The sequence below is a fragment of the Acinetobacter sp. Ac_3412 genome (genome assembly GCF_013072675.1).
GTDB lineage: Bacteria > Pseudomonadota > Gammaproteobacteria > Pseudomonadales > Moraxellaceae > Acinetobacter > Acinetobacter higginsii.
Genome location: NZ_LXUJ01000014.1, coordinates 233,307 through 249,358, shown reverse-complemented (window position 1 = coordinate 249,358; position 16,052 = coordinate 233,307). Strand labels below are relative to the sequence as shown.

Annotated in this window: 18 protein-coding genes, 2 tRNA genes and 1 riboswitch; of the genes, 10 read left to right on the top strand and 10 right to left on the bottom strand. The window is 41.6% G+C overall.

All coding sequences use genetic code 11. From position 1 onward, the window contains the following. Positions 1-139: 139 nt before the first annotated feature. Together A7P54_RS18315 and A7P54_RS18310 are read left to right on the top strand one after the other, a co-directional pair. A tRNA-Lys gene (locus A7P54_RS18315) sits at positions 140-215 on the top strand. A gap of 121 nt (positions 216-336) precedes the next feature. Further along, positions 337-412, top strand: a tRNA-Lys gene (locus A7P54_RS18310). Between the two features lie 122 nt (positions 413-534). On the opposite strand, the gene hemW is transcribed toward A7P54_RS18310, so the two are convergent. Further along, a complete protein-coding gene (hemW, locus tag A7P54_RS18305) occupies positions 535-1,689 on the bottom strand; it encodes a radical SAM family heme chaperone HemW (RefSeq protein WP_171550425.1) in 1,155 nt (384 codons plus the stop codon). A gap of 139 nt (positions 1,690-1,828) precedes the next feature. On the opposite strand from hemW, the gene A7P54_RS18300 reads away from it, so the two are divergent. From A7P54_RS18300 to A7P54_RS18285, 4 genes are all read left to right on the top strand, one after another. Continuing rightward, on the top strand, positions 1,829-2,290 hold the full coding sequence (locus tag A7P54_RS18300) for a DMT family transporter (RefSeq protein WP_171550424.1): 462 nt from the start codon (positions 1,829-1,831) through the stop codon (positions 2,288-2,290). Between the two features lie 30 nt (positions 2,291-2,320). After that, the gene (locus A7P54_RS18295; RefSeq protein WP_354667343.1) at positions 2,321-3,682 is read left to right on the top strand and encodes an MATE family efflux transporter; all 1,362 of its coding nucleotides are present in this window, start codon (positions 2,321-2,323) and stop codon (positions 3,680-3,682) included. A gap of 194 nt (positions 3,683-3,876) precedes the next feature. After that, positions 3,877-5,169: an AarF/ABC1/UbiB kinase family protein gene (locus A7P54_RS18290; RefSeq protein ID WP_171550423.1), complete on the top strand. Its 1,293-nt coding sequence runs from the start codon at positions 3,877-3,879 to the stop codon at positions 5,167-5,169. Between the two features lie 208 nt (positions 5,170-5,377). Next, the gene (locus A7P54_RS18285) at positions 5,378-5,632 is read left to right on the top strand and encodes a type B 50S ribosomal protein L31 (protein ID WP_004656092.1); all 255 of its coding nucleotides are present in this window, start codon (positions 5,378-5,380) and stop codon (positions 5,630-5,632) included. 91 nt (positions 5,633-5,723) lie between these two features. On the opposite strand, the gene A7P54_RS18280 is transcribed toward A7P54_RS18285, so the two are convergent. The 3 genes from A7P54_RS18280 to A7P54_RS18270 all read right to left on the bottom strand — a co-directional run bounded on the left by A7P54_RS18280 (position 5,724) and on the right by A7P54_RS18270 (position 7,581). Continuing rightward, positions 5,724-6,053 carry a DUF190 domain-containing protein gene (locus tag A7P54_RS18280; RefSeq protein WP_171550422.1) on the bottom strand — a complete coding sequence of 110 codons (330 nt, stop codon included), beginning with the start codon at positions 6,051-6,053 and terminating at the stop codon, positions 5,724-5,726. Positions 6,054-6,069: 16 nt separating this feature from the next. Beyond that, a complete protein-coding gene (gene crcB / locus A7P54_RS18275; RefSeq protein ID WP_171550421.1) occupies positions 6,070-6,450 on the bottom strand; it encodes a fluoride efflux transporter CrcB in 381 nt (126 codons plus the stop codon). 132 nt (positions 6,451-6,582) lie between these two features. Next, positions 6,583-6,649: riboswitch (Fluoride riboswitch) on the bottom strand. An 80-nt stretch (positions 6,650-6,729) separates the two neighbouring features. Next, on the bottom strand, positions 6,730-7,581 hold the full coding sequence (locus tag A7P54_RS18270) for a DUF2071 domain-containing protein (protein ID WP_171550420.1): 852 nt from the start codon (positions 7,579-7,581) through the stop codon (positions 6,730-6,732). Positions 7,582-7,721: 140 nt separating this feature from the next. Between A7P54_RS18270 and A7P54_RS18265 the strand changes: the two genes are divergently transcribed. Next, the gene (locus tag A7P54_RS18265; protein WP_171550419.1) at positions 7,722-8,054 is read left to right on the top strand and encodes a HopJ type III effector protein; all 333 of its coding nucleotides are present in this window, start codon (positions 7,722-7,724) and stop codon (positions 8,052-8,054) included. 65 nt (positions 8,055-8,119) lie between these two features. Here A7P54_RS18265 and A7P54_RS18260 read toward each other — a convergent pair whose 3' ends face one another. Next, entirely contained in the window at positions 8,120-8,860 is a 741-nt protein-coding gene (locus tag A7P54_RS18260; protein WP_171550418.1) for an SDR family oxidoreductase, read from the bottom strand. Positions 8,861-9,069: 209 nt separating this feature from the next. On the opposite strand from A7P54_RS18260, the gene A7P54_RS18255 reads away from it, so the two are divergent. Next, entirely contained in the window at positions 9,070-9,705 is a 636-nt protein-coding gene (locus A7P54_RS18255; RefSeq protein ID WP_005200381.1) for a TetR/AcrR family transcriptional regulator, read from the top strand. Positions 9,706-9,779: 74 nt separating this feature from the next. Here A7P54_RS18255 and A7P54_RS18250 read toward each other — a convergent pair whose 3' ends face one another. From A7P54_RS18250 to A7P54_RS18230, 5 genes are all read right to left on the bottom strand, one after another. Beyond that, positions 9,780-10,382, bottom strand: coding sequence for a flavin reductase family protein (locus A7P54_RS18250; protein WP_171550417.1), 603 nt, complete (start codon positions 10,380-10,382; stop codon positions 9,780-9,782). Between the two features lie 18 nt (positions 10,383-10,400). Next, complete coding sequence (locus tag A7P54_RS18245; protein ID WP_004802424.1) at positions 10,401-10,811, bottom strand: GFA family protein; 411 nt, start codon at positions 10,809-10,811, stop codon at positions 10,401-10,403. Between the two features lie 117 nt (positions 10,812-10,928). Further along, a complete protein-coding gene (locus A7P54_RS18240) occupies positions 10,929-11,588 on the bottom strand; it encodes a hypothetical protein (protein WP_171550416.1) in 660 nt (219 codons plus the stop codon). Between the two features lie 58 nt (positions 11,589-11,646). After that, entirely contained in the window at positions 11,647-12,834 is a 1,188-nt protein-coding gene (locus tag A7P54_RS18235; RefSeq protein WP_171550415.1) for a TIGR03862 family flavoprotein, read from the bottom strand. Continuing rightward, positions 12,827-13,471, bottom strand: a complete 645-nt coding sequence (locus A7P54_RS18230; RefSeq protein WP_171550414.1) for an SAM-dependent methyltransferase — start codon at positions 13,469-13,471, stop codon at positions 12,827-12,829. Before A7P54_RS18230 ends, A7P54_RS18235 begins: the two co-directional genes overlap by 8 nt. Positions 13,472-13,827: 356 nt before the next feature. Here A7P54_RS18230 and A7P54_RS18225 point away from each other — a divergent pair, with 356 nt between their 5' ends. Together A7P54_RS18225 and A7P54_RS18220 are read left to right on the top strand one after the other, a co-directional pair. Next, positions 13,828-14,019, top strand: a complete 192-nt coding sequence (locus tag A7P54_RS18225) for a DNA gyrase inhibitor YacG (RefSeq protein ID WP_004802417.1) — start codon at positions 13,828-13,830, stop codon at positions 14,017-14,019. A 267-nt stretch (positions 14,020-14,286) separates the two neighbouring features. Further along, the gene (locus A7P54_RS18220) at positions 14,287-16,023 is read left to right on the top strand and encodes a hypothetical protein (RefSeq protein WP_171550413.1); all 1,737 of its coding nucleotides are present in this window, start codon (positions 14,287-14,289) and stop codon (positions 16,021-16,023) included. Positions 16,024-16,052: the final 29 nt, after the last annotated feature.

Below are 16,052 nucleotides of genomic sequence, written 5' to 3'. Positions count from 1 at the left end.
TTTTATAAACAATCATGCACATGTTTTTAAATTTCCTCTTGTGTTAGCTGAATAAGTTGCTAGAATACGCAACATCAAAACGAAGACGCATTTAGAACAAATTAGTTTTTCTTGCGAAGCTTGTTGAAATACTTGCTTAGGGTCGTTAGCTCAGCTGGTAGAGCAGCGGACTTTTAATCCGTTGGTCCCGCGTTCGAATCGCGGACGACCCACCATCTAATGTTTTGATACTCCTGAAAAGGACTGATAACCGAAAGTTATCGAGATTTGTAAGACTACGCGCTTTGCTTGTCTTGCAATAAAATAATTCTAGAGTGTTACTCTAAAATTCTTTCAGGGTCGTTAGCTCAGCTGGTAGAGCAGCGGACTTTTAATCCGTTGGTCCCGCGTTCGAATCGCGGACGACCCACCAAATTCTAAAAAGCCTCATCATTGATGAGGCTTTTTTATTGTCTGCCTAATTTCTTTCAGAAAAATGACAGACTGATTTGAATTGCTTTAAGCATCCATACTTAAAGCATTATAGCCATTGAATTATAAAAACGCTTCTAATACCGAATTTAAGAAAATATGCCCCTGCGCTGTACAAGCAATTCGCTGGCTATCCGCAATCAATAAATTTTTATCGCGTAACTGATGCAAGGTCTCATTCAAATCTTCCAACGCAAGCCCTGTACGCTGAGTATAAAATTCAGCAGCCACACCTTGATTTAAACGCAAGGCATTCATCATAAACTCAAACGGCAATTCCTCAGCTTCAATCCGTTTCATTTGTACATGCTCAGCTGGCACTTTGGCTAAATAGTCTTTCGGCAAACGGGTTTTCTGAAAACGATAAATCCCATCTGGTCGGGTGACTTTGCCATGCGCACCTGCACCAATCGCCAGATAATCACCAAATTGCCAATAATTTAAATTATGCGCAGATGGCTGTTCTTTGCGCCATGCTGAAACTTCATAATTGACATAGCCATTGGCAATCAAATAGGCCTCGCCTTTCTCCTGAATATGCTCAAGCACTTCATCTTGTGGTAATACAGGCTGGGTGCGGAAGAACACCGTATTCGGCTCAATGGTCAGTTGATACCAACTAATATGCGTTGCACCCTGCTCCACAGCCAATTTAAGATCCGTTAATGCCTGTTCCTCCGTCTGTTGTGGCAAACCATGCATCAGATCAACATTAACGCGCTCAAAGCCTGCCTGACGTGCCTGCTGAATCGCATCCAGTGCATTATTAGCTGAATGAATTCGACCCAGTCGCTGTAAATGTTCTGGATCAAAACTTTGCACGCCCAGTGATAAACGATTAATCCCCACCGCCAGATAATCGGCAAATGGATCATGCTCAACTGTCCCTGGATTGGCTTCCAGTGTAATTTCACAGTCATTTTCAAAGTCTAAACGTGCTTTGAGTTGATCAAACAACCATTGATAACCTTGTGCAGAAATCAGTGACGGTGTACCACCACCAATAAACACACTATGAATCGATCGGCCTTGTGCCATTTCAATCTGCGTCTCAAAGTCAGCCACTAACGCAGCAAGATATTGCTGTTCCAAATCCAGTGACAATTGCCCATCAGGGACAGCGTGTGAGTTAAAGTCGCAATAAGGACATTTACGTACACACCAAGGCATATGGATATACAAAGACAGTGGGATATTTGCAGGATTTAACAGACTCAAAATACAAGCTCAATGACAGAACCTGATTATTTTAACATGACTCGACTCGGTACAGTTGCAGCTTCAATACGGTATACAACTTATCATCCCCTAGGTATTCAGTTAGACTGAAAGCATAAACAACAATTAGACCGATAATATGATGAAAATTTCTAGCCAATTGCTATTTATTCTGCCGCTTGCTTTAGGGATTGGAATAGCAATGGCCTTTCAAACGGCAATCAATGCACAGCTCCGAGAGTATCTTAACTCTCCCCTACAAGCCGCCTTACTTTCCTTTTGTATTGGAACGATTATTCTCGCCCTGTTGGTTTACTTCCAAGCTGCAGACAAACCCAGTTTAACTGAACTTTCACAAATTCCATGGTATCTGTGGTTAGGTGGATGCCTTGGGGTTTATGCAATCAGTATGAGCATTTATACTGCACCTAAACTCGGATTTTTAACTTTTTCAGGTTTAGTGATTTTTGGACAATTGGTGATTTCCATGCTCATCGACCACTTTGGCTGGTTAGGTACAGACAAAACACCAATTAACTGGCAACGCCTACTCGGCAGTATTGTGATTTTTATTGGTGTGTTATTCACATTACAACGCTAATTCTCCCCCATTTTAATAAGAGTAATTTTTGTGTCCCATGCCACAACCAAGCGGTTTGAACTTAAACAGCTATTTCATTTGATGTTCCCGATCCTGATTACACAGTTTGCGCAAGCTGGATTAGGTTTAATTGATACCATTATGGCAGGACATCTGTCTGCCACTGATTTGGCTGCGATTGCCGTAGGTGTCGGTCTATGGATTCCTGTCATGCTGCTCTTTGCAGGGATTATGTTGGCAACCACACCGTTGGTGGCTGAGGCGCGTGGTGCGAGAACGCCTGAAAAAATTCCAACTATTGCGCGTCAGTCTTTATGGGTTGCTGTCATTCTCGGTATCGTTGCGATGTTGATTCTGCAATGTATGCCCATGTTCCTGCCCCTGTTTGGTGTGCCTGAAAGCTTAATCCCGAAAGCAAGCCTGTTCTTACATGCGATTGGCTTTGGTATGCCTGCAGTGATGATGTATGCCGCACTACGCAGTTATTCAGAAGCATTGGGACATCCACGTCCTGTCACAGCCATTAGCTTGATTGCTTTATTGGTACTGATTCCGCTGAACTTTATCTTTATGTATGGCTTTGGGCCAATTCCTGCACTAGGTAGCGCAGGTTGTGGTTTTGCAACGGCGATCTTGCAATGGCTCATGTTTATCACTTTGGCGATTTATATTTCCAAAGCAAAAGCTTATAAACAGGCACCGATCTTCACCAAATGGGAAAGAATTGATCCTGTTTGGATTAAACGCATTTTAAAACTGGGCTTACCGATTGGGCTGGCGGTATTTTTCGAAGTCAGCATTTTCAGTACTGGGGCGATTGTACTGGGGCCACTGGGTGAAAATGCCATTGCAGCCCATCAGATTGCGATTTCAGTCACTTCTCAGCTGTTTATGATCCCGCTGTCCTTAGCCATTGCTTTGACGATTCGTGTTGGCATGTATTATGGCGAACAAAACTGGCATGCAATGCGTCAAGTACAAATTGTGGGATTGATTACGGCCACAATCTTTGCTGCCTTGACCATGACACTCATTGTGCTTGCACGTCCCTATATCGTGGCGATTTATACCACAGATATTAATGTTATTCCTGTGGCGATGTACCTGCTCTGGTTCGCGATGGCTTATCAGCTGATGGATGCATGGCAAGTCAGTGCCGCTGGGTGCTTACGTGGCATGCAGGACACTCAAGCGCCGATGTGGATCACCTTAATGGCGTATTGGGTGGTGGCCTTCCCGATTGGTCTATACCTTGCGCGCTATACTGTTTGGGGCGCTGCTGGTGTCTGGCTCGGCCTGATTATTGGTTTAACAATTGCCTGTGTGCTACTGATCGGCCGTTTATATTTAAACAATAAACGTTTGGCACAGCGTGCAAATCTCAATCTATAAAAATTAACCCGCATTTAGCATTATTGATTCAGAGCAGCACGGATGCTGCGCTTGCCTTGATACGCTCCGCTCATCAAGGCTCCCCCCTTCACTGCATGCTTACATCACTTAACATTTTGGTATAGGCAATTTAAGTTTTGTCGCCTATGATCAAAGCATCACTTTGAAACTGGATCATCCGAGGTCAAGCACATATGGCAAAACATGCAAGCTCTCCCAGTAAGCGTTTTTTTAAACTGGCTGGCATGACCGCAAGTATTGCCAGCAAAAGTGTTGCCAACTCCATTCGCAACCTTACCGCAGATGAAGAACAAAAAAATGCAGCACGCAGCAAACTATTCCAAGATATCGGCTTACAAATTGCCGATACCTTGGGCGAGATGAAAGGTGCGGTGATGAAAGTCGGGCAAATTGCCTCGCAATATAAAGACATCTTCCCACCAGAAGTGGCAAAGGCGATTGCCAAACTACAACGCCAAGCCCCTGCCATGCCTTTTGCAGCGATTCAGCTACAAGTTGAAAAAGAGTTGGGCAAACCTTTAAACCAGATTTTTAGTTCCTTTGAAACAGAGCCTTTTGCTGCTGCTTCAATTGGTCAAGTGCATCGTGCAGTGTTACCCAATGGACAAGCTGTTGTGGTGAAAGTGCAATATCCTGGGGTGGATCAAGCCTGTGAAAGTGATTTAAAACAGGTTCGTCTGGCTTTACGCTTAATGGGCGTGTTAAAGATTGATAAGAAGTTACAAGATCAACTGTTTCAGGAAATCCAAGACAGTTTATCTGCCGAACTGAATTATGAAATTGAAGCACAAAACCTAGAAGTGTTTAAAACTTTCCATGAAAAGCTGGATGATCAAATCATCATCCCAACCGTGTATAAAGACTATTCATCACGCCGGGTACTCACGCTCAGTCTTGAACAAGGTGAGTCCATCGAAACCGCCAGCACATGGTCGGTTGAAACACGTAATCAAATTGGTCGTCGTCTGATTCGTGCTTTAGGACAGGAAATGTTTTTCTTGAAGCGTTTCCATTGTGACCCACATCCAGGCAATTTTGCTTTCCGCGAAGATGGCAGCGTAATTATTTATGATTACGGCAGCGTTAAAACCCTTTCCCCTGAAATCATTCAGCACTTCAAAGCACTGGTGAATGCAGCGCGCCAAGAGGATATTGCCCAGGTTGAAGATTTGCTGGTTGAACTGCATTCGATTGCGGAGAAACAGAAATTTCCAAGCGAACTGTATACGCAATGGATTGAAATCCTGTTGCGCCCACTAAGCACCCATTATGACTTTGCCAAGAACTCATCGCATCACGATGGCATGCTGTTAGTGAAAAAATCCCTGAAATACTGGGATGTGTTTAAACCCTCTCCAGATACATTGATGGTTAATCGGACCATTTCAGGACATTACTGGAACCTGATTCACCTCAAAGTGCATGACAATCTCAATGATTTATTTGAAGAACTGGTCCCGAACTAAACTTCATAAAAATGCCAATCAGATGATTGGCATTTTTATTTCATTCATATTCAAACGTCTAGCAAATCAAATAACTTAAGCAAAGTTCCATATCCACACCCGCTTATTCATTGTTTACACATAAATTTCAACAAAACTTGAAATGAACAAGATTGACGGCATATATTGTTATGTTATAACATTTCTATCAACAATAGGAGTATTCAAAATGCGTAAAGATATCCATCCTGCTTATCAACAAGTGTTGTTTCACGATACCAATGCCGATGCCTATTTTTTAATTGGCAGCACACTACAGACTAAACAAACCAAAGAATATCAAGGCCAAGTCTATCCCTACGTGACGCTTGATATTTCCAGTGCTTCACATCCGTTTTATACGGGTGAAGTTCGCCAAGCCAGCAATGAAGGTCGTGTCGCAAGCTTTAACAAACGCTTTGCGCGCTTTAACCGCAAAGCTTAATTTTCATTTAAGTTTCACACATTAGGCTGTAAGCATTAGAAGTCTAAGGCTATCTCTCCTCCACTTAGACTTCTTTTTTTATGCCTATCTTTCAAGAATCTGACTTAGCTTGGCCTACCACACCAAATTCAATCGGTGTTTTGACATAAAATAAAGAAATTTCTTTGTCATTCAAATAGTCCAATAATTCCGTCGCCTGTTGATTGCTTACTGCAAACTGAATTTGTACGGGTCGATCCGCCAACTCAAAAAAACTGGCGGAATGAAATAAACCTTGATGATCCACGCCTTCCATCCCTGCCAGTACCGTCGCGCCACGCAAATTCATTTGCTTCGCCACTGCCAATAACCATTCACTCATCATTTGTCCCTGATAAGTCCGGTTTTGTGCCGTGTAAAAACTCAGTAAAAATCCATTCATTATCATCACTCCAAAGCTAAGCGGCACTCAGCCATTGATGCAAGCTCATACCTAAAATGGTAAACAGCAATGATCCAATCACATGAATCAAAATTGCTGCGCAGGCATAACCCAATTTACCGCTTTGTAATAAAGCAATAATCTCGGCAGAAAAGGTCGAAAATGTGGTTAATGCACCGCAGAAGCCTGTAATCACAAATAGTTTGTAATTTGGACTCAGTGAGCTTTGAGAAAAATAAGAAATTGCAAAACCAATAATAAAGCCACCAACAAAATTAACGGTGACCGTACCTAAAGGAATATTGGGGAAAATTGGATTGAGTTTTAAACCCAAGAACCAACGCAACCATGCGCCGAGTACCGAGCCAAACGCGATTGAGAGCAAAGGATAATACATGGCTTACTCCACACATCGCGCAGGAGATAAAGCGACATTTAACATGGATAGATCAACGTTTTTTTGATTATTTTTCATCTGCGAACTCCAAAATGGGAACAGAGCACGCACAAACCTACGCCCCCTGTTCAGGGTAACGTAGGCATCATTAGCCACAGTGGCGGTTTGTAATAGGAGGAATGCCATCTCCTTTGTTCTAAAATAACATAATTTTTAGACAACTCAACTGCTGTTTTTAAGCTGCAAGCAACTGTGTATAAAACTCAAGTTATCCACAATTTATGTCGTCTGAGATAAAATTTGCTCACCAAGCACTGCAAAATCCAGTGCAGGAACCACGAAAGCAAACGCTTCGGCATCCTCATCCAAACCGAATTGTTGCAACAATTGAGGGGCCTCTAAGCTCAGAATCCCAGCCGCTTGAATCTGCTGAAACTGTACAGGCATCTGAATATCCCCCTGCGACATTCGAGTCGGTTGATCAACCCATTCCGCCCATGCATGGTCTTGATCAACCAAGAACTCAACAGCATCCTCCCAAGAACAAAATAACCGCTGCCATGCATCAGGTAATTGCTTTTCCTTGATCATCTGCACATCACTCTTCAAGGAATAACGTTCATCAACACTCATTTCCGTATGAATCACGTGTTCTGCCCGTTGATGCTGAAACGTCGAAGCATATTGTGCAGGCATCACATCGCTGGCCAAACGCCCCCCTAAAACATACAGTACTTGATCAACCACGACCTGCTCAAAGATCACGGTCTTGGGCTGTGAGTCATCCAGATAAAAGCGCCAGTTGCTTTGTTTGGGTGAAGGCATGAACTGACGTAATTTACCCAAGAAACTGAATCCAAAATGCTGATGCTGATAAGTCAAAATGGTAAAAATGGTTTTTCCATCTTTTTCCCATAAGGGTACATCTTTCGGATAGCGCAGACGTACTTGCTCAACATCAACCAACCAAGACAAGTACACTACATTGCTGACCTGACTCTGCAAGCGCATAAAAGGCAGTCGTCGCATCATCATCCGGCGGAGTTGTAACAGCAAACCACAACTTAAAATAGGTGCTAAAAATCGAAGCACAGCGTTGGATATTGATAACTTTAAACGATGTCTATTCATTATTATTCAATAGATTAATACTCTGTTTGAGCATAAACTGCTACTTCCACTACGTCCAGTTCAAATCGCGTCCAGCTTCTATTCTGCATTTTCAATGTTATGATGCTTACCATTGATTCAATCAACATGGAATTTTAAAAATGGCTCAAAGCTTATTGGCACAACTGAAAGATGGCTCGGCAAAATTTGCAGATGTATTGGCATTTATCGAAGCACGTTATCAACATACTCCAACTGCCTTTCAGAATGGTGCACAATCGAATGCTGCGACTGAAAACCAAGGCAGTGCCAAAGTACTCAGCTTTGCCAAAATTGAAGGCTTGAATCAAGCAGATACGCTCAGTTTATTTGCAGAGCATTATGCGTCTGTATTGGCAACGCCAGAAGCCACTGACCATCAAAATATCCGCCAGTTTATGCAACATGGCTGGGATGGTGTCAAATTTGAAGCTGAAGCACTCACTACAAAATAAGAAAAAGGAGGTTTAACCTCTTTTTTATCATTTTGATTTATCAAAATTCTTTCTGTGTCGCCTGTTCAGGCATTAAAACCACCATCCACATCAATCACTGCACCCGTGATATAACGCCCGCTTTCACCCGCCAGATGGAGCACAGTTGCGGCAATATCATCAGGTTGTCCATAATCAGCCAATGCCAGAGTCACTCGTGCAGCGTCGGCATGTGATCCATCAGCAGGATTCATATCGGTATCGGTTGGTCCTGGCTGGACAAGATTGACTGTAATTCCGCGCTTGCCCAGATCTCGCGCAACCCCCTTAGTCAAACCAACTAAGGCAGCTTTGCTGGCTGCATATAAACTAATTCCTTCACGACTTGCCCTTGATGCAAGACAGCTACCAATCGAAATAATACGCCCATCATCAGGCAAATACTTGCTTGCCTGCATGGTCGCGGCAAAAACTGCTCGTAAATTAACCGACATAGTACGGTCATAATCCTCAAGTGTAAGTTGATCTATCTGCCCCGTCAGAAAATTACCCGCATTGTTGACTAAAATATCCAGTTGTCCAAGTCGGTCGACCGTAATGTCTACCGCGGTGATTACCTGACTGACATCAACCGCATCAGCAGCAATAACTTCTACACGTCGACCCAAGGCACGAATTTCTGTAGCGACAGCCTCAGCTTGTTGCTTCGAACGACTATACGTAATCGCCACATCTGCACCATGTTGCGCAAGCATACGAGCAATAGCCGCACCAATACCACGACTTCCACCAGTCACAAGAGCAACTCTACCTGTAAGTGTATTCATTATAAAAATCCCTGTTTTAAACATAGTCAGATATTCAGTACTGTTCCAATTCATTGCTCAGCCGACTTAATTAGCTGGACAAATAATGATCGTTAGTGGGTCTTGGGTCAGCACCAATATATGTATCGATCGATACAAATGTAGGCTTAGTATTTCTGATTGTCAACGACTTTTGTATCGAATAGTATATATCTAAAAAGGAGTATCAAATGGCACAAATGGGCCGACCTAGGACCTTTGAACGTGATCAAGCAATTCAGCAGGCCATGCATCTATTTTGGCAATACGGATATGACTCGACATCCTTGGCCCTGCTCAAAGCTAATATTGGCAATGGTATCAGTGCTCCTAGCTTTTATGCTGCCTTTGGTTCCAAAGAAGAATTATTCCGAGAAGTCATTGAGCATTACATCGCAACGCATGGTCAGGTCACGAACAGTCTCTGGGATGAAAGTCTTACACCAAGAGAAGCGATTGAAAGAACCCTGCGCCAATCCGTGAAAATGCAAACCGAATCTAGTCATCCAAAAGGCTGTTTATTGGTTCTTTCAACGGCGACCTGTTCCCCCGAAAATATCCACATTCAACAACTCTTAACCCAGCATCGCCTAACAACTCACGATAGATTTACACAATGCGTTCAACGTGCTGTGGATACAGGTGAATTAACGGCGGATACGAATATCACTGCTTATGCGACTAGCATATATAGCTTTTTACTTGGCATATCCATACAAGCGCGTGACGGAGTTTCTGGTGCCTGTTTAGATGCAGCAGTAACAGAAATCATGTGTCACTGGAACTCACGCGTTGCCACATCACAAGCCAAACGTCATCATGATTAAGTCTTCACCTAAAGCGTTTATTACAAAATAAAACGGAGGCTCAACACCTCCTTTTTTCTTTCATTTTTTACCATTCAAGGACGCGACAATTTCCGTAAGTCGGTACTTAAACTATAAAAATCTCCACCCATTTTGCCGACACTCTGAAGTTGCTGCTGATCAATCATCTGCCCATCCCAAAGTCGATCATCAACATAAATCGATTTCACATCCAATAAGGCCACAGTACCACCCGATGGTAGGCTACTGAGTTGAATCACCTCTCTTAAATGACATTCATAACGCACAGGCGCATGCTTTACCGCTAAGGCTGCGACCGCATGGCTCGGTTCAGACTCAATCTCAGCAAACTCAAATTCACTTTGCTCTGGGGGTAATAAAGCACAGGATAAATTCATCTTTTCAAGCAGGTCAGTATTGGCAATATGCACCACACATTCTTTGGTCGCAATTAAATTTCTGATGGTGTCTTTATCTTGCCCATTTCTTGGATTGACTTGTGAATACCACAGAATAGGCGGATTACAGCTGGCGACATTAAAGAAAGAATACGGGGCAATATTGGCAACCCCATCTGCCGACAGGGTACTGATCCATGCGATCGGTCGAGGCGTAATCCCTCCAACCAACAAACGATAGATTTCATTGGCATCTAAATCAGACGTTTCAAAAATCATGAGAACAACACAGCCAGTTTAGGGACGTTCGGCATATTGCGGTAAATCATCGGCAATACAATCCCATTCGGCTTTAGAAGCCGCAAAAATATGCATGCTTGGTTTCTGCTGCAAAGGTGTATCTAAAGTCCCGATTCTTAAGCGATAAAGCTCAGGCTGTGCATCGCGCGAACTGATCAGTGGAGAGCCACATTCACCACAGAACCAGCGATACACGCCCGATGCAGCAAACTTTTTAACCAACTCTTCACCCTGAGTAATTTTAAAAGCTGCACTGCTAATCGGTGCATTGGTCGCATAAGCCGTGCCATTGGCTTTTCGGCAACGCTGACAATGGCATTGTATGATCTCACCGATTTCACCATGAATCTCATAATGAATCCCATCACATAAACAACTGCCACGATATACAGATGAAGCTTGAGACATATCCCTATTCCTGATGAACATTTACTCAAAACTAGCATTTTTAAATGCTGAATCACAAGGCAAATCTGCTCAAGAAATATGACCATATTTAAGAGGAATCACAAAGCCTTTTCCAACTCAACTGATCAAGGCAGTAAATGCGCCAATGATTAAAATATAGAACAGGATAGGCAATCCTAAAAACCAAAATTTTGCCCAGCCATTGGTAGGAAACACTTGGGTAGCACCACGATAACTCACCCAACATGACAAGAATAAAAATGGAACGGGAATAAAGCCTAAAAATGTAGATTGATTATAGGCTTCAATATAATTTGAATATAAAAATGTTTGGATTGCCGTTGTAATCACGATAGGCAATACAAAGACCAAGGATTGCAATACATACACGTGTCGGGAAAGTTGTGGATCAGCCTCTTTTGCGCCTGAAAACTGCAATCTTTTTTTATACCACCAGCCTTGTACCAACCACGCAATCGCTGCTGAAATAATTCCTATACCCAACACCCATAACCAGTAACTCAACCAGGATGCTGTAATCCAGTCGATCAATGGCCTAATGCCTCTTGTTTCTGCACTTAATAATTTTTGATCGACTCGATCCATGACCGCAACGATACCAATCAGATAAGCAGCAAAAAGGATACTTTGATGATGATAGTTTTTAGATTGTGAAAAGAATTTTTTCGGTTGGAAAAACAAGCGAAATAAGTTGTTCAGTTGAAATGGTTTGATGATCTCATTGTTTTGTGTTTCCAAAGTCGGCTCAATATTCATATACCCTCTTCATCAATTGATTTAGATTATTTTTATTTAAGTATTTTAGCTTATTTTATCATTTGATAAATATATTAACCCCTTCTGCTGCCGCTCTTCCAGTTGCGAAACAAGCTGTCAATAAATAGCCACCTGTCGGTGCATCCCAATCTAGCATTTCACCACAACAAAACACATATGGATTAGATTGCAATTGCAATTGTGGGGATACAGCAGTTTGCTTCACACCACCTGCACAGCTTATAGCCTCTTCGATTGGACGGAAGCCATCCAAAGCAATACTCAACTGCTTAATTTGCTGAGCCATTTGCTTGGCATCTGACCATAAGCTTTTTTCGACAATTTCTCGGAGTAAATTAATTTTGACAGTGTCCAAACCTACTTTACGCCAGAGATTGGTCAAAGACTGCTTTTTATTACCCTGTAATTTCTTTTCTAATTGATCAATGCTGACATCAGGCAGTAAATCCAGATGTAATTGTAAACGCTGTTTTTGGGCAAGCTGTGCTCTGAGATCACGACCCAGTTTATAAATCACGCCACTTTCTAAACCGTAGTGAGTAATAATGATATCACCATGGCTTTGCTGTTCGGTATGCACCCACGCATTAACGCGCTTCAACGGCTGACCGAAACACACCTGTATGAACGGCGACCATGTTTTGAGCACGCCTGCGTTACTGGCTTGGAAAGGTTCAATCTCGCTTGAAGCCAACCATTGCTGCCATGCACCATCACTGCCTAACTGCGACCATGATACTGCACCACAGGCCAAAATAATCGCATCATAAGTTGCACTAAAGCGCTGGGTTTGGTTCTCAATCGTGAGTTGATTTTCAGATAAATCCACACAACGATGACGATAGTGGAACTTCACCCCATCGGCCATTAAGCGTTTTAACCATGCACGAAGTAAGGGGGCAGCTTTCATTTCAATCGGGAAAATTCGACCAGAGCTACCGATATAAGATTCGATACCAAGTCCTTGCATCCATTTCTGAATCCACTGCGCATCCCATTGCTTCACCCAAGGCCCCAACCATGCCGCATGGTCATAGCGCTGTATAAACCTATCGACAGGCTCAGCATGTGAAATGTTTAAACCTGTTTTACCCGCCATTAAAAACTTACGTGCTGCGGAAGGTTTCTGTTCAAACACGTCAATCTCATAGTCATATTGGCTTAGAACTTCAGCAGCCATCAATCCTGCTGGGCCTGCACCAATAATTGCAACACGCTTAGGCATCAGCTTGCTCTTGAGCATTTTGACCTTGTAACGGTTCAAAATCATCAAAGCGGGTTACATAGCCTTCTGGTTTTCGAATGATCAACTGTTGGCACAACTCGCCACGCTCTAAATATTTGATTTCAAAATGTGTTCGGGCAGAATCTGCTGCAATTTTTTGCTTCTCATGCGGCAGCTTCCACAATTCAATCAATTGTTGTTCTGCTTCATCAATATATTCAGGAATATTACTCGCCAAAGTAATTGTGCCATTCGGCTGAAGACGAGACAGTAGGAACTCGAAGAATGGCATATTCAGCCAACGCTGTGCAGGATTATGCGGTTCTGGATTCGGATAGAGAATGAAAAATTGTTCGACTTGTGCAGGGAATAACGCATGCACCACCCAAGGAAGTGCATCGGCATGAATCGGATTTAAATATTCACGTGGTTCTAATTGATGCTGTTTCTGCATTGCCACAAATTTTTCTTTGGTTCGCTCAATTGCATACAACGTGGTGTGCGGATTTTGCCCAGTAAACAATAAGGCATGTTTACCTTTTCCTGCCCCAATTTCAACGCAGATTGGCGTATTGGGAATGGCTATAAAATCACGAGGGGCTTGCATACGTTGTGCTTGAAATTGACGAATCGACATAATCTCATCAAACTATCTAGAAATCGGCATAAGTCTAACAACTCACCTTACTTTTGCCTAATCTATTTAGGGTTTGTTAACATTTCACAAATGCTTGCGACAGAGAGCATTTTTTAGCTGATGCAAGGCATGACTTATGAAGTTTAGCTATTCTAAATGAATAAGTCATAACACAGTAGCAGCAAAAAATGCTCCTGTCCCATAGGGTTATGGCTAAAACCTCCCTAAACTTCGTTATGAAACTTGACAAGGGAATCGCCATTGTCTACGTTTCATGCCTTGTTTATGTCGTTTTAGCTAATAACGCAATGCATGGTTGAAATGTCAACAAACCCTCTTTGTTTTAGGAATTTTCTATGCCACGTACATTCCCCTGCCCGCGTTGCGGTGAAGCCAGCACTTGGGAAGGTAATCAATTTCGTCCTTTCTGTTCGGAACGCTGCAAATTGATTGATCTCGGTGCTTGGGCCAGTGATGAATACAAACTCCCGACTCAAGATGCGCCACAAGCAGATCAAAAACGCAATGAAGATGATTATGAAGATTAATCATCTTCATTCTTTCAAACATTAGAAAGTTTTCCCCAATCCAGATTGATGCATTTTAATAAAAATTTACACATTTTAGATATGTGAATTACATCACAGTAATTTACTTTTTTTTGACCTTATGCAAATCTTAATTCAAACATTGTAATGAATAAAAATAGCAAATAACTCACGACAACTTATATCTCATACTGATCCAACCTTGATCAAAATTTTATAGGGATCAGTTTGTTTAATAAAAATATTTAGACTTACTAGGATGTAATAATGAATCAATCTATTCCTTATCAGCTCAGGGTTTTAGTCACTCAAATTGATCCAAATCTAGATGCCAATTGGCAGCTAAATTTACAAACACTTTTTTCCACCTGCGCTGCTGAAGACCGTGAAAATATTTGCCAGCAGATTTTGCAACTCAAAAAGATTCACTGGAATCGAAAAGATCACAGTTTTTCTTATCTTGCCAAGCATGACATCCACCTATTGGCAGAAAAAATTCAAGATGCGCCCATGAAAGTGTTAGTCAGAAGCATTGCCAATTCTTTGGAAAAATTAAAACAATACCAAGATATCTATGCCATCTCCGACTATTTAGAGAATATGCTCGGTCAGATTAACCGCATCAATACAGAAGATGACTTTGATCTACAAGAACAGAAAAAACAGGTGTTAAAAGAATTCATCTATGCCTCTGCAAAGATCATTTTGCAGAAAGAAGTCATTCAATTACCTATCAATCAAAGACACATCAATACGGATGTCATCAAAACCTTTATTACTGAAGTATTTTTAAAACAACAGCTACTCAAATATTCATTTAACATTATTCGTTCTCATCAACTACGAGAAGAAAAGCCACATATTCTTAAATATTTTTTATACCAACAGCAAAAAACAAAACAGCTTGATATTGTTAAAACGTCTCAATATATCTTTGCACTCGCACCGAGCAAAGAAGGTATCGCAAATACTTTTTCGATTCGACGCTTTCTGCAGGAAGAAAAATTTGAAGCCTGTGAAAATATTTACTTCAATGCCGCTTTTTTGGCTTTAGATCAAATCGAAGATGAATCACAGCATCAGCAATTCCGATGGCAAATGGATCATATCATTACGATTGATAAACAAGTCAATCACTATGTCTCTGATATTGTTCGTCATATCGAGCTTTATGCCAATAAAACCCTGATTCCCTTTTTGATGGAACCGCTTAATCCCCACGGCGTCTTTATTGAGAAGCTAGTTGAACAACGACTAATTGATTTTGAACAGAAACTCTGTCGCAATATTCTTGAACCGATCGCAGATGCTTTAAAACATGCAGTGCATCATAGTGATGAATGTCATTATCTTTACATTAGCGTCAAACAAACCTTGGATGATCTGATTAGCCATTTTATTGCCTTTCAATCACAACCTTCAATTATCTTAAATAAACAGGTCAATCTATTTATCGCGCGACTTAAATCCTACGCCACCTTATTGCAAAAACGCCATAGCGATGTATTTACCGTGTTTTCTTATGATGACTGGAAAAAGCACCATACAGCAGCATTAGAGCCGACCAATATTCTCAAAGACTTAAGCATTAGTTGTTTGCAAGAATATAAAGATGCATTTTCAGAGTTAAAAGAGAATCAGCGTCAACTGAAACAAAGTGTGTCTTTTCTCAGTAAGCTGCTTAATAAACCACAGAAAATAAAAGATAATATTATTAAGTTAAAAGAGAAAACCTCACAAATCAAAAGACATGCCCATCAGGAAATTATTCGCATTCAGCGGCGCTTTCCATCCCTGATTGTGTATTTAGAATTTGAATCACTGATTTCAATCAATCATAAAGAACGGCATTATGCCTTCCCCACAGGAGACAATGGCATTACCCGTCTACCGATTTTGATTCAGATCCCAGAAGATAAAGCGTCTTTTGATTTACAAAGTATTTGTAATAGTTTGAATTTTGATTTGAACTTAGCCAATCAAAAATGGCTAGAAAGCATTTAGTCAGCAATAAAACAGGCTTAGCCTGTGTA